We start from the raw sequence: 12,019 nt of genomic DNA, 5'->3' as shown, positions 1-12,019 counted from the left end.
GCTCTCGTCGTCAGCGGAAAGCCGCGTCCTGCGCACGCGCAGCGGCAATGTCCTTCTCGAAGCGGTCACCGATCGCCAGCAACTGCTGCTTGTCGATCACGTTCTCGCCGCGCTTCTCGAAGTGGTATTCATGGATTGCGGTCTCCACGATCGAGTCGACCGGGCAACTCTCTTCGCAGAAGCCGCAGAAAATGCACTTGAAGAGGTCGATTTCGTAGCGCGTGGTACGGCGCGTGCCGTCCTCGCGCTGGGTCGAGTCGATGGTGATCGCCAGCGCCGGACACACCGCTTCGCACAACTTGCAGGCAATGCAGCGCTCTTCGCCGTTGGGATAGCGGCGCAACGCATGCAGGCCACGGAAGCGATTCGACTTGGGAATGTGCTCCATCGGGTAGCGCATCGTGTACTTCGGACGCCACAGGTACTTGAACGTGAGCCAGAGACCGGCCCACAGCTCCAGCAACATCAGACTCTTGAAATAGCCAGTGACTCGATTCATTGCCATTGCCTCAGGCGCCCGCCGTGACCCAGCCGAAATACTTCATGCAGCCGGCAACGAAGACCCACACGATCGTGATCGGAATGAACACCTTCCAACCCAGCCGCATGATCTGGTCGTAGCGATAGCGCGGGAACGTCGCGCGGAACCACAGGTACGCGGTGGCGAAGGCGAAGAACTTGATGAACAGCCACGGCCAGCCGCCCATCCAGATCCAATTGACGGTCCAATGCACGTCGGCGGTGATCCAGCCCTGCAATGGGCTGAGCCAGCCGCCGAGAAACAGGATCGGCGCGAGGAAGGAAATGAGGATCATGTTCGCGTATTCGGTGAGGAAGAACACCGCGAATGGAGCGCCGGAATACTCGACGTGGAAGCCTGCAACGATTTCCGACTCGCCTTCGGCGACGTCGAACGGAGAGCGATTGGTTTCGGCCACGCCGGAGACGAAATAGATGATGAACATCGGCAGCAGCGGCACCGCGAACCAGTCGAGGAAACCCTTGCTGCCGGCCTGCGCGTTGACGATGTCGGAGAGATTCAGGCTGCCGGCCAGGATCAGTACGCTGACCAGCGAAAAGCCCATTGCCACTTCATAGGACACGACCTGCGCCGCCGAGCGCATCGCGCCCAGCATCGCGTAACGCGAGTTCGAGGCCCAGCCGGCGATGATGATGCCGTACACCCCCATCGAGGTCATCGCCAGCAGCAGCAGCAGGCCGGCATTGGCGTCCGACCAGGCCGCGTGCGAGGCAATCGGGATCACCGACCAGGCGGCGAATGCAGGGACCAGCGCCCACAGCGGCGCAAGCAGGAACAGCGCCTTGTTGGCCTTCTGCGGATAGACCACTTCCTTGAGCAGCAGCTTGAACACGTCGGCGAAGGTCTGCACCAGTCCGAACGGACCGATCTGGTTGGGCCCCATGCGCACGTGCATCCAGCCGATCACCTTGCGCTCCCACCACACGTACATCGCCACGCCGATGATCAGCGGCAAGAGCGGGAACAGCAACAGCGAAATCGCCATCGTCAGCGTCGGGAAATGCGCTGCGCAGGTGTGATAGACGTCGAGTATCCAGTTCATGTCGTCGTCACGCCTTTGCGATGTCGAGGGCTGCGCCATGCGGCGGCAGCGCACGGGTGGCAGCCAGTCCTGCTTCGATCCAGGCTGCGCCGGGCGGCACGCTGGAACTGATCTCGACCGGCAGCACCACCCCATTGACGTTGGCACTGGTCCCGTGGCCGAGACCCAGTGCAAGCGCGTCTTGTGGATTGAGCACAACCGCTGCCGCTCGCGTGAGCGGATGGGCCTGCAGCGCGGGCGCGCGACGCAACACCTGGTCGGCGCGGTAGATCGAGGTGGTGGCGACACGCGCGAGTCTGGATGCGACCGCCGGCGCATCGGCCATGCGGCCGGTCGCAGCACCGATCGCTTGATCGGACTTGGCGATCTGCGCGCGCAGCTCGGCAAAATCGACGAACTCGAACTGCGGCAGGCCAAGCGCTGCACCGAGCGCGCGCAACACGCGCCAACCGGCCTTGGCCTCACCGGGCAATTTGGCACCAGCAGCGAGTGTCTGCGTGATGCCATCGATATTGGTGTAGCTGCCGTCAACCTCGGGCGGCAGGCCGATCGGCAGCACCGCGTGCGCGGTGCGCTGCACGCCATTGCAGGCATAGGCGCCGATGTAGACGCAGAACTGCGCGCCGCTGCGGGCGGCGTCGAAGGCTGCCGGCGAACTGGCGTCCTGCGAACCGGCCTGATAGACGACGAGCGTCTTGGGCGGACGCGCGAGCATCGACGCGGCGTCACGGCCGCCCGCTCGCGTCTGCGCGCCGGCACGGGCAAGTCCGATGGCGTTGGCGCCTGCGGGAATTTCGTTGCAACTTGCGCCGGTCGCCTTGGCGAAAAAATGCGCCGCGGCGCGCAGGATCGAAGCCTGCGGGTGGTTGAGCGCGGTCTCGCCAAGCAGCACCACGGCGTCACTGCCGGCCGCTGCAAAGGCCTTGGCCAGTTCAACACTGGCGGCGTCGACGCTGCGCCCCTCGATCGACTTCGCCAAGGCCGAGGACTGCGGCAGATGGCCAAGATCGTTGGCTGCCTTGGCCAGATCGAGCAGGCGCGCGGCCATTGCCTGCGGCGCCAGCAACTGCTTGCCTGCAAGTTCGAAGGTGAACTCGAAATCCAGCGGATTGATTGCGTGGATTTTCGCGCCGGCTTTCCACGCCTTGCGCAGGCGATGATGCAGCAGCGGCATTTCGTGGCGCGGATTGCAGCCGATCAGGAGAACCAGGCGTGCCTTCTCGATCTGCGCCACCGGCATTTCGAACGGCTGCGCGAATGGGGCGTCGGCGAAGTCCTGGGTGCGCAAGCGATGGTCGATTGCATCGCTGCCCAGGCCATGCACGATGCGCGAAAGCAGATGACCTTCCTCGTTGGAGGCCAACGGCGCGACCAGGGCGCCCAGCTCGCCGTTGGCCCGGCGCAGGCCGTCGGCAACGAAGGCGATTGCCTCGTCCCAGCCCACCGCGACCAGTTCGCCGTTCTTGCGAATCATCGGCCGGGTCGCGCGATCGGAGGCATACAGGCCTTCATGGCTCCAGCGATCGCGATCGGATGCCCAACACTCATTGATCGCCTCGTTCTCGCGCGGCACCGTGCGCAGCACTTCGCCGCGCCGCGTGTGCAGCCAGAGGTTGGCACCGAGTGCGTCGTGATAGCCGATGCCTTCACGCGCGATCAGTTCCCAGGCGCGCGCCTTGAAGCGGAATGGCTTGTTGGTGAGCGCGCCGACCGGGCACACGTCGATGACGTTGCCCGAGAGCTCACTCATCAAGGGCTTGCCGACATAGGTGCCGATCTGCAGGCGCTCGCCGCGCTCCATGCCGCCCAGTTCGTGGGTGCCGGCGACTTCGGCCATCACGCGGATGCAGCGCGTGCAATGGATGCAGCGGGTCATCTCGGTGGCGACCAGCGGACCGAGATCCTCGTCGGGTACGGTGCGCTTGCGTTCGACGAAGCGGCTCACCGAACGGCCATAGCCCATCGCCACATCCTGCAGTTCACATTCGCCGCCCTGATCGCAGATCGGGCAATCCATCGGGTGATTGATCAGAAGGAACTCGAGCGCGTTGCGCTGGCCAGCCAGCGCCCGTGCGGATTGCGTCCAGATCTTCATGCCGTCGGCAACCGGCGTCGCGCAGGCGGGCGCGGGCTTGGGCATGATGCGTCCGCCCATCTCCACCTCGACCATGCACTCGCGGCAGTTCGCGGCGATCGGCAGCTTCTTGTGGTAGCAGAAGCGCGGAATCGCGATGCCAGCCTTGTCGGCGGCCTCGATGATCATCGAGTTCTTCGGCGCGGTCAGGGCCTGTCCGTTGATCTCGATGCTGACGTGATCCGGCGGCACGCCGGGTGCTGCGGGCTGTGCGCTCATGCCACTGCCTCCGCCGGCGCGCCGACGATCGAACGGCCGTTCCTGATGAAGTATTCGAACTCGTGGAAATAGTGGCGCAGCATGCCCTGCACCGGCCATGCCGCGGCCTCGCCAAACGCGCAAATGGTGTGCCCTTCGATTTGTCCGGCCACCGCCTTGAGCGTGTCCAGGTCACCCAGTTCAGCCTTGCCTTCGACGATGCGCGTGAGCATGCGATACATCCAGCCGGTGCCTTCGCGGCACGGCGTGCACTGGCCGCAGCTTTCCTTCATGTAGAAGCGGCTGATGCGCTGGCACGCGCGCACCATGCAGGTGGTTTCGTCCATCACGATCACCGCGCCCGAGCCCAGGCCCGAGCCGGCCTTCTGGATCGCGTCGTAGTCCATGGTGAGTCCGAGCATGGTTTCGCCCGGCAGCACCGGCATCGACGAGCCACCCGGGATCACCGCCTTGAGCTTGTGCCCGTTGCGCACGCCGCCGGCCATCTCCAGCAGCTGCGTGAAGGGCGTGCCGAGCTTGATTTCGTAGTTGCCCGGCTTGTTGACGTGACCGGATACCGAAAAGACCTTCGGTCCGCCGTTGTTGGGCTTGCCCTGCGCCGCGAACCACTCCGCGCCCTTGCGCAGGATCGTCGGCACCGAGGCATAGGTTTCGGTGTTGTTGATCGTGGTCGGCTTGCCGTACAGGCCGAAGTTGGCCGGGAACGGCGGCTTGAAGCGCGGCAGGCCCTTCTTGCCTTCGAGCGATTCCATCAGCGCGGTTTCCTCGCCGCAGATGTAGGCGCCGGCGCCCAGCGCATTGTGGATGTCGACGTCGATGCCCGAGCCCTTGATGTTCTTGCCGAGCAGTCCGGCGGCATAAGCCTCGCGCAGCGCTTCCTCGACATGCTCGAACGGCTCCTGATGGAACTCGCCGCGCAGATAGTTGTAGGCCGTGCGCGTGCCGGTGGCATAGCAGGCGATCGCCAGGCCTTCGAGCACCGCATGCGGATTGAATCGCAGGATGTCGCGGTCCTTGCAGGTACCCGGCTCGGATTCGTCCGAATTGCAGAGGATGTATTTCTGCATGTCACCCTTGGGCATGAACGACCACTTCAAGCCGGTCGGAAAGCCCGCGCCACCGCGTCCGCGCAGCCCGCTCTTCTTGACCTCTTCGATGATCGAGGCCGGATCGGGCTTTTCGGCGAGGATCTTCTTCCACGCTTCCCAGCCGCCGGTGCTGGCGTAGCTGTCCATCGACCACGGCCGCTCGAGATGCAGGGTGGTGTAGACGACCTGGTGTTCCTGGGGTGCGGGACCGTATGCCATGGGGATCTGAACCGGAATCTGAAGGGCTGGTTGCGAATTGCCGCCTGGCTGCGCTATTTCAGCGCATCGAGGATCTGGTCCACCTTGGTGATGGACAGCTTCTCGTGGTAGTGGCCATCGACGACCATCATCGGCGCGCCGCAGCAGGCGGCCAGACACTCCTCTTCACGCTTGAGATAGATGCGGCCATCGGCGCTGCTCTCACCGAGCTTGATGCCGTACTTGCGCTCGCAGTGACGCACGATGTCCTCGGCGCCATTGAGCCAGCACGAGATGTTGGTGCAGATCGCGACGTTGTGGCGCGCGACCGGCCGGGTCTCGAACATCGAGTAGAACGTCGCCACTTCGTAACCCCATACCGGCGGCAGGCCGAGATACTTGGTGACCGCGGTAATCAGCGCGTCGTCGAGATGGCCGCCGTTCTGCTCTTGCGCAGCCCACAGGCCCTGGATCAGCGCCGAGCGCTTGCGGTCGGTCGGAAACTTGGCGGCCCAGTGGTCGATGTGCGCGCGGGTATCGGCGTTGAGCGCGACCAGCGGATCGACGTCCTTGACCAATTCGTAGTTGCCGGTGGCTTTCATCGATCGACCTCGCCAAACACCACGTCATAGGTACCGATCATCGCCACTACGTCGGGCAGCATGTGACCACGCACGATCGTGTCCATCGACGACAGATGGGCAAAACTCGGTGCCCGACAGTGGAGTCGAAATGGCTTGTTGGCGCCGTCGGACACCAGGTACACGCCGAACTCACCCTTGGGCGCCTCGACCGCAGCGTAGGTATCACCGGCCGGCACCGTGTAGCCCTCGGAAAACAGCTTGAAGTGGTGGATCAGCGCTTCCATGTCGCGCTTCATTTCCACGCGCGAGGGCGGTGCCACCTTGAAGTTGCGCGCAATCACCGGACCTGGATTCTTGCGCAGCCAGTCCACGCACTGCTTGATGATGCGGTTTGACTGGCGCATCTCCTCGATGCGAACGAGATAGCGATCGTAGCAGTCGCCACGCACGCCGACCGGAATGTCGAAATCCACTTCCGCATACTTGGCGTAGGGCTGCTTCTTGCGCAGATCCCATTCAATGCCCGAACCACGCAGCATCGGACCCGACATGCCCCAGGCCAGCGCCATCTCGGGTGAAACAATGCCGATGTCGACGGTGCGCTGCTTCCAGATGCGGTTCTCGGTGAGCAGCACTTCGTATTCGTCGACACGCCGCGGGAAGTCGGCGCAGAACGCATCGAGGAAGTCGAGCATCGAACCGCCACGCCACTCGTTCAGGCGCGCCAGATCCTTGCCCTTGCGCCACTTCGATTCGTTGTAGCGCGGCATCTGCTCGGGCAGGTCGCGGTAGACGCCGCCCGGGCGGTAATAGGTCGCATGCATGCGTGCACCGCTGACCGCCTCGTAGCAATCCATCAGCTCTTCACGGTCGCGGAACGCATACAGGAACAGCGCCATCGCGCCGAGATCGAGACCATTGGACCCCAACCACATGAGGTGGTTGAGGATGCGCGTGATTTCGTCGAACAGGGTGCGGATCCACTGCGCTCGATCGGGAACTTCGATACCCAGCAGGTTTTCGATGGCACGCACGTAGGCGTGTTCGTTGCACATCATCGACACGTAGTCGAGCCGATCCATGTAGCCGATCGACTGGTTGAACGGTTTGGATTCGGCCAGCTTTTCGGTGGCGCGATGCAGCAGGCCGACGTGCGGGTCGGCACGCACCACCGTTTCTCCATCGAGCTCAAGCACCAGACGCAGTACGCCATGCGCTGCCGGGTGCTGCGGGCCGAAGTTCATCGTGTAGCTTTTGATTTCCTGCATGGCTTATTTTCCGCCTCGCGCCTTCTCTTCGGCCTGCGCTTGCTGGTAACGCGAGTCGTCACGCAGGGTGCGCGGAACCAGCACTCGGGGTTCGACGGAGGTCACCGGTTCGTAGACCACGCGCTTCTTGGCGGGGTCGTAGCGAACTTCGACATTGCCGATCAACGGGAAGTCCTTGCGGAACGGGTGACCGACGAACCCGTAATCGGTGAGGATGCGGCGCAGATCCGGATGACCCTCGAAGACGATGCCGTAGAGATCGAAGGCCTCGCGCTCGAACCAATCGAGACCGGGCCATACCGGTGTGAGCGAAGCCAGCAGCGGCAGCTCATCGTCGGCGCAATGGGTACGCAGGCACAGGCGACGGTTGTACTTGAGCGAAAGCAGTTGCACGACCACGCCGAAACGATTGGGAATGTGCGCCGGGTGCGGGCGATTGGCCCAGCTGAAACGGCCGACGGTTTCGCCTTCGACACCGCGCGAAAAACCGCCCGAGGTCACGTCGAGCGTATCCCACTCGACATCGCCCCAGGAAAGATAGTCGACGCCGCACAGATCCATCGCCAGTTCGAAATGCAGATCGGCGTCGTCGCGCAAAAGGCGCGCCACTTCGACCCAGTTTTCAGGCAGGACTTCGATCGCGGTCTCACCGCGCGCTTCCGCGATACGCACCAGCCGGGCACCCAGCTTCGCCTGCAGCAGTTGCGCAAAGGCCGACATCGTTGCACTTGCTTCGCTCATGCCCGAACTCCGTCAGCGCGCAATCGTGTTGGTACGGCGGATCTTCTTCTGCAACTGCAGAATGCCGTGGATCAGCGCCTCGGCCGTCGGCGGACAGCCCGGCACGTAGATGTCGACCGGCACGATGCGATCACAGCCGCGCACCACCGCGTAGGAATAGTGGTAATAGCCGCCACCATTGGCACAGCTGCCCATCGAGATCACCCACTTGGGTTCGGGCATCTGGTCGTAGACCTTGCGCAAGGCCGGTGCCATCTTGTTGACCAGGGTGCCGGCGACGATCATCACGTCGCTCTGGCGCGGACTCGGGCGGAAAATCACGCCGTGGCGATCCAGATCCAGTCGCGCAGCGCCTGCATGCATCATCTCGACCGCGCAGCAGGCCAGGCCGAACGTGACCGGCCACATCGAGCCGGTACGCGCCCAGTTGATGAGATCGTCGAGGCTGGCGGTGACGAATCCACGCTGGATCAGCGGATTGTCATCATCGGTGCGCAGGATGTCGTCGACGACATTGACCGGCGCCGGGTTGTGCATCGATTCGCTGATGCGGGAGACGATGCTCATGCGTGGCTCCTGACGAACCCGATGAAGGCTGCGGGACGGGTCATTCCCATTCGAGCGCTCCCTTCTTCCAGGCATAGACGAAGCCGATCACCAGCAGCGACAGGAACAAGCCCATTTCGACCAGGCCGAACAGGCCAAGCGAACTGAACACCGTCGCCCACGGATAGACGAAGGCGATTTCCAGGTCGAAGATGATGAACAGGATCGCGAACAGGTAGTAGCGCACGTCGAAGCGCATGCGCGAGTCCTCGAATGCAGTGAACCCGCATTCGTAGGCTGCCGACTTTTCGGCATCAGGTCGGCGCGGTCCGAGCACGAAACCGATGACGATCAGCGCAATGCCGATGATCGCGGAAACGCCGAGGAACAGCAGTACCGGATAGTACTCGGCCAACACAGACACCTCCGCGCCGCAAGCGCATCAGCGATCGTGACGGCGTTGCCGGCACGACGACGGTAAAGAATGATCCGTGGCGGCTGGCGCGGGGATTTGCCCCACGCCAACCGCACGCATCGAGTGGTGCCCAAGAGAGGACTCGAACCTCCACGGGTCTCCCCGCTACCACCTCAAGGTAGTGCGTCTACCAATTCCGCCACCTGGGCACTGCCAACTTTCCGTCCTTCCTACTTTTTCGGTGCAGGCGTCTCCGCTGGTACTGGCGCCGCCGCCGGCTTGTCACCCGCACTTGCGGGGGCCGCCTCGGCTGCCGGCTTGTCCGCTACCGGCGCCGCGGCGGCCGCGGGCACATCGCCCGTTGCCGCCGGCGCGCTGGCCGGAGCTGCCGGCGTGGAAACGCCAGCCATCACACCGAGATCGCCACTGCTCGGGCGATCGCCCGCCGTGCGACTCACGTACATGCCCATGCCGAGGCTGAGCAGGAAGAACAAACCGGCCAGAACCGCCGTGCTGCGCGACAAGAAATTTGCCGAACCGCGCGCACCGAAGACGGTTGCCGACGCGCCACCGCCGAATCCCGAGCCCGCATTCGCCCCCGCACCACGTTGCAGGAGGATGAGGACGGTCATCGCGATTGCCGTCAGCACGTAGAGAATGTTGGCAATGATCAGAAGCATCGAACGCTCTTCACGAATCCGCAGCGGCGCAAATGGCGCGGAACTCCGCAGCCGACAAGGATGCACCACCGATCAATCCGCCATCCACGTCGCGCTGTCCGAACAGCTCGGCCGCGTTGGCGGGCTTCACGCTGCCCCCATACAGGAGCCGCAGCGAGTCGGCGATTGTAGCATCCAGACGCGCGAATGTGTCACGCATGAAGGCGTGGATTTCCTGCGCCTGATCGGGCGTCGCGGTGCGCCCGGTGCCGATCGCCCATACCGGCTCGTAGGCCACCACCGCGCGCGCGAACGCGGGCACGCCAACGCGATCGATCACCGTTTGAAGTTGGCGCCCCACCACCTCGAACATGCTGCCCGCCTCGCGCTCGGCGAGCACTTCGCCCACACACAACACCGGGACCAGACCGGCATCCTGCGCAGCAGCGAACTTGGCGGCAACCAATTCGTCGCTTTCGGCGTGATATTGGCGTCGTTCGGAATGACCGACCAGCACGTAGCTGCAGCCGATGTCCTTGAGCATCGTCGCGGACACCTCGCCGGTGAATGCGCCCGAGGCATGCGCGGAAACGTCCTGCGCACCGAAGGACAGGCCATTGCCCTGGTTGCTTGCGATCAGACTCGTCAGATAGGGAAACGGCGGCAGGATCGCCACTTCGGCGCGCACCGCGGGCGCCGCTGCAATCGCCGCAACCAAATCGGCCGCCATCGCGCGCGAGCCGTGCATCTTCCAGTTTCCGGCTACCAACGGTCGGCGCATGTTCGAAAAGTCTCGGATCTGAAGGCGCGCAAGCATAGCCGCGCAGCCGCCGGTCGCTCAACCGGCTGTCTGGCCAATTGCAGTCGCGAGCCTCGGAATTGGTGGGCGGTGCAGGGATCGAACCTGCGACCCTTGCCGTGTGAATGCCTCCAAGGCTAACACACCAAGGCGCGATCAGGCACATGGAAGCACCTCTCTTCCTTTCTATATCAGACAGATAGGAAAGGCAGCAGGTGCAGGATTGTGCTTGACGATTCGCCCCCGTGCCCTCAAATTGGACCACAGGTGGACCACGCAACGGGATGAAGCCTCTTCCGTCATTCAGGAGAGGACTTCATCCATGAAAGCCAAGATCACCGCTCAGCTTGTCGCCGCATTGCAGCCGGCCGAGCGTCCCTACGATGTCAACGACACGGACCTGCGCGGGTTTCAACTCCGGGTCCATCCCTCCGGCACCAAGACCTTCCTGTGCGTCTACCGGCTGCGCGGGAACGGTTGCAAGAATCGCTACGCCATCGGTCGCACTCCGCCGCTGACGCCGACCCAAGCCCGAGACGAGGCGAAGAAGGTGTTGGGTGACGTGGCACGCGGCATCGATCCCAACGAAGCGAAACGCGAGCGCCAGCGCGAACAGCGAAAGCCGACGCTCAGCCAATTCCTTGAAGAACACTATGGCCCATGGGCCGGGACGCATCTTGGTACGGCGGAAATGACCCTTGCCCGGCTTCGACATTCCTTCCATGACCTGCTCGACAAGCGGCTGGACAGCCTGACGGCATGGCAACTCGACAAGTGGAAGTCCAATCGCCTCAAGTCCGGCACCAAGGCAAGCACGGTCAACCGCGAGATGGCTGCGCTTCGTTCAGCCCTGACCAAAGCCGTCGAATGGGACCATTTGGCCGATCATCCGATGCGAAAGGTCAAGCAAGCGAGGGTGGAAGACGATCACCGCGTTCGGTACCTGAGCGACGATGAGGAGAAGCGCCTTCGGCAAGCTCTCATGGGCCGTGAAGATGCAGCAAGGACGGCCCGTGAAAGCCATCGTCGGTGGCTGATCGAACGCGGGCTGGAGCCAGTGGCTCCCATTGGGGCCGAGGATTACGCCGACCACATCCAGCCTATGGTCCTTCTGACTATCAACACGGGGCTTCGTCGGGGAGAGATGTTCAAGCTGCGTAGGGCCGATATCGACACGGAGAAGCAGCAAGTCAAGGTCCGTGCAGCCGCCGCGAAGAGCGGGAAGGCTCGGCATGTCCCTCTGAATACCGAAGCATTCGAGGCGGTCACGCGCTGGATGCGACAGCATCCGGGTGGGCCGGATGAACTCATCTTTCCGGGCAAGGACGGCAAGCCCATGACCAATATCGACTCCTCATGGCGGACCGTATCCGCCGCAGCGAAGTTGAAGGATTTCCGCTGGCATGATCTTCGGCATCACTTCGCGTCGCGGCTCGTCATGTCGGGCGTAGACCTCAACACCGTTCGGGAACTGCTCGGCCATGCCGACTTGAAGATGACGCTTCGCTACGCGCATCTCGCGCCAGAGCACAAGGCCAGTGCCGTGGCTAAGCTGATGCGAGTCGCGTAAGGGAAGGGGTATGAAAAAGGTTGCCGTTCCCGGTTGGATCACTGCGTATGGAGGCCAATCAGGATGGCAATCTTGGTGGGATCGCGCCGTGTTCGAGCGGATCATCAGCGAGAGAGGCCCTGTCGTGGAATTGCTTGAGCGCCTTGCTGCAAGTCGAGATGACTCTTTCGAGTTGGATTTGCTGGAAGAATGCCTTTCTCTTCCAGCTCGCTGGA

General features: G+C 63.2%; 13 protein-coding genes and 1 tRNA gene. 2 read left to right on the top strand and 12 right to left on the bottom strand.

Features of this window, described 5'->3' with window-relative positions; translation table 11 throughout:
- Positions 1 to 10: 10 nt before the first annotated feature.
- The 12 genes from nuoI to tpiA all read right to left on the bottom strand — a co-directional run bounded on the left by nuoI (position 11) and on the right by tpiA (position 10,216).
- The gene (nuoI, locus tag KF759_RS08085; protein WP_291224351.1) at positions 11 to 499 is read right to left on the bottom strand and encodes an NADH-quinone oxidoreductase subunit NuoI; all 489 of its coding nucleotides are present in this window, start codon (positions 497 to 499) and stop codon (positions 11 to 13) included.
- 10 nt (positions 500 to 509) lie between these two features.
- On the bottom strand, positions 510 to 1,526 hold the full coding sequence (gene nuoH / locus KF759_RS08080) for an NADH-quinone oxidoreductase subunit NuoH (RefSeq protein ID WP_291224470.1): 1,017 nt from the start codon (positions 1,524 to 1,526) through the stop codon (positions 510 to 512).
- Positions 1,527 to 1,590: 64 nt separating this feature from the next.
- A complete protein-coding gene (nuoG, locus tag KF759_RS08075) occupies positions 1,591 to 3,936 on the bottom strand; it encodes an NADH-quinone oxidoreductase subunit NuoG (protein ID WP_291224350.1) in 2,346 nt (781 codons plus the stop codon).
- Complete coding sequence (gene nuoF / locus KF759_RS08070) at positions 3,933 to 5,243, bottom strand: NADH-quinone oxidoreductase subunit NuoF (protein ID WP_291224348.1); 1,311 nt, start codon at positions 5,241 to 5,243, stop codon at positions 3,933 to 3,935. The genes nuoG and nuoF overlap by 4 nt, the downstream gene beginning before the upstream one ends.
- A 53-nt stretch (positions 5,244 to 5,296) precedes the next feature.
- A complete protein-coding gene (nuoE, locus tag KF759_RS08065) occupies positions 5,297 to 5,824 on the bottom strand; it encodes an NADH-quinone oxidoreductase subunit NuoE (protein ID WP_291224346.1) in 528 nt (175 codons plus the stop codon).
- Positions 5,821 to 7,074, bottom strand: a complete 1,254-nt coding sequence (locus tag KF759_RS08060; RefSeq protein WP_291224344.1) for an NADH-quinone oxidoreductase subunit D — start codon at positions 7,072 to 7,074, stop codon at positions 5,821 to 5,823. Before KF759_RS08060 ends, nuoE begins: the two co-directional genes overlap by 4 nt.
- A 3-nt stretch (positions 7,075 to 7,077) precedes the next feature.
- Complete coding sequence (locus KF759_RS08055; protein WP_291224342.1) at positions 7,078 to 7,815, bottom strand: NADH-quinone oxidoreductase subunit C; 738 nt, start codon at positions 7,813 to 7,815, stop codon at positions 7,078 to 7,080.
- Between the two features lie 12 nt (positions 7,816 to 7,827).
- Positions 7,828 to 8,382, bottom strand: a complete 555-nt coding sequence (locus KF759_RS08050) for an NADH-quinone oxidoreductase subunit B (RefSeq protein WP_291224340.1) — start codon at positions 8,380 to 8,382, stop codon at positions 7,828 to 7,830.
- 40 nt (positions 8,383 to 8,422) lie between these two features.
- Positions 8,423 to 8,779 (bottom strand): NADH-quinone oxidoreductase subunit A, encoded by a 357-nt coding sequence (locus KF759_RS08045; protein ID WP_291224468.1) that lies wholly within the window; start codon positions 8,777 to 8,779, stop codon positions 8,423 to 8,425.
- Between the two features lie 121 nt (positions 8,780 to 8,900).
- A tRNA-Leu gene (locus KF759_RS08040) sits at positions 8,901 to 8,985 on the bottom strand.
- A 21-nt stretch (positions 8,986 to 9,006) separates the two neighbouring features.
- Positions 9,007 to 9,456 (bottom strand): preprotein translocase subunit SecG, encoded by a 450-nt coding sequence (secG, locus tag KF759_RS08035; protein WP_291224338.1) that lies wholly within the window; start codon positions 9,454 to 9,456, stop codon positions 9,007 to 9,009.
- A gap of 10 nt (positions 9,457 to 9,466) precedes the next feature.
- On the bottom strand, positions 9,467 to 10,216 hold the full coding sequence (gene tpiA / locus KF759_RS08030; RefSeq protein WP_291224337.1) for a triose-phosphate isomerase: 750 nt from the start codon (positions 10,214 to 10,216) through the stop codon (positions 9,467 to 9,469).
- A gap of 340 nt (positions 10,217 to 10,556) precedes the next feature.
- Between tpiA and KF759_RS08025 the strand changes: the two genes are divergently transcribed.
- The gene (locus KF759_RS08025) at positions 10,557 to 11,804 is read left to right on the top strand and encodes a site-specific integrase (protein ID WP_291224335.1); all 1,248 of its coding nucleotides are present in this window, start codon (positions 10,557 to 10,559) and stop codon (positions 11,802 to 11,804) included.
- 10 nt (positions 11,805 to 11,814) lie between these two features.
- Positions 11,815 to 12,019: hypothetical protein (locus KF759_RS08020; RefSeq protein ID WP_291224333.1), on the top strand; the 205-nt coding region annotated here is incomplete at its 3' end.

This window comes from Dokdonella sp., from assembly GCF_019634815.1.
Lineage (GTDB): Bacteria > Pseudomonadota > Gammaproteobacteria > Xanthomonadales > Rhodanobacteraceae > Dokdonella_A.
The sequence above is the reverse complement of the archived record's forward strand: the minus strand, read 5'-3'. Positions and strand labels throughout refer to the sequence as shown.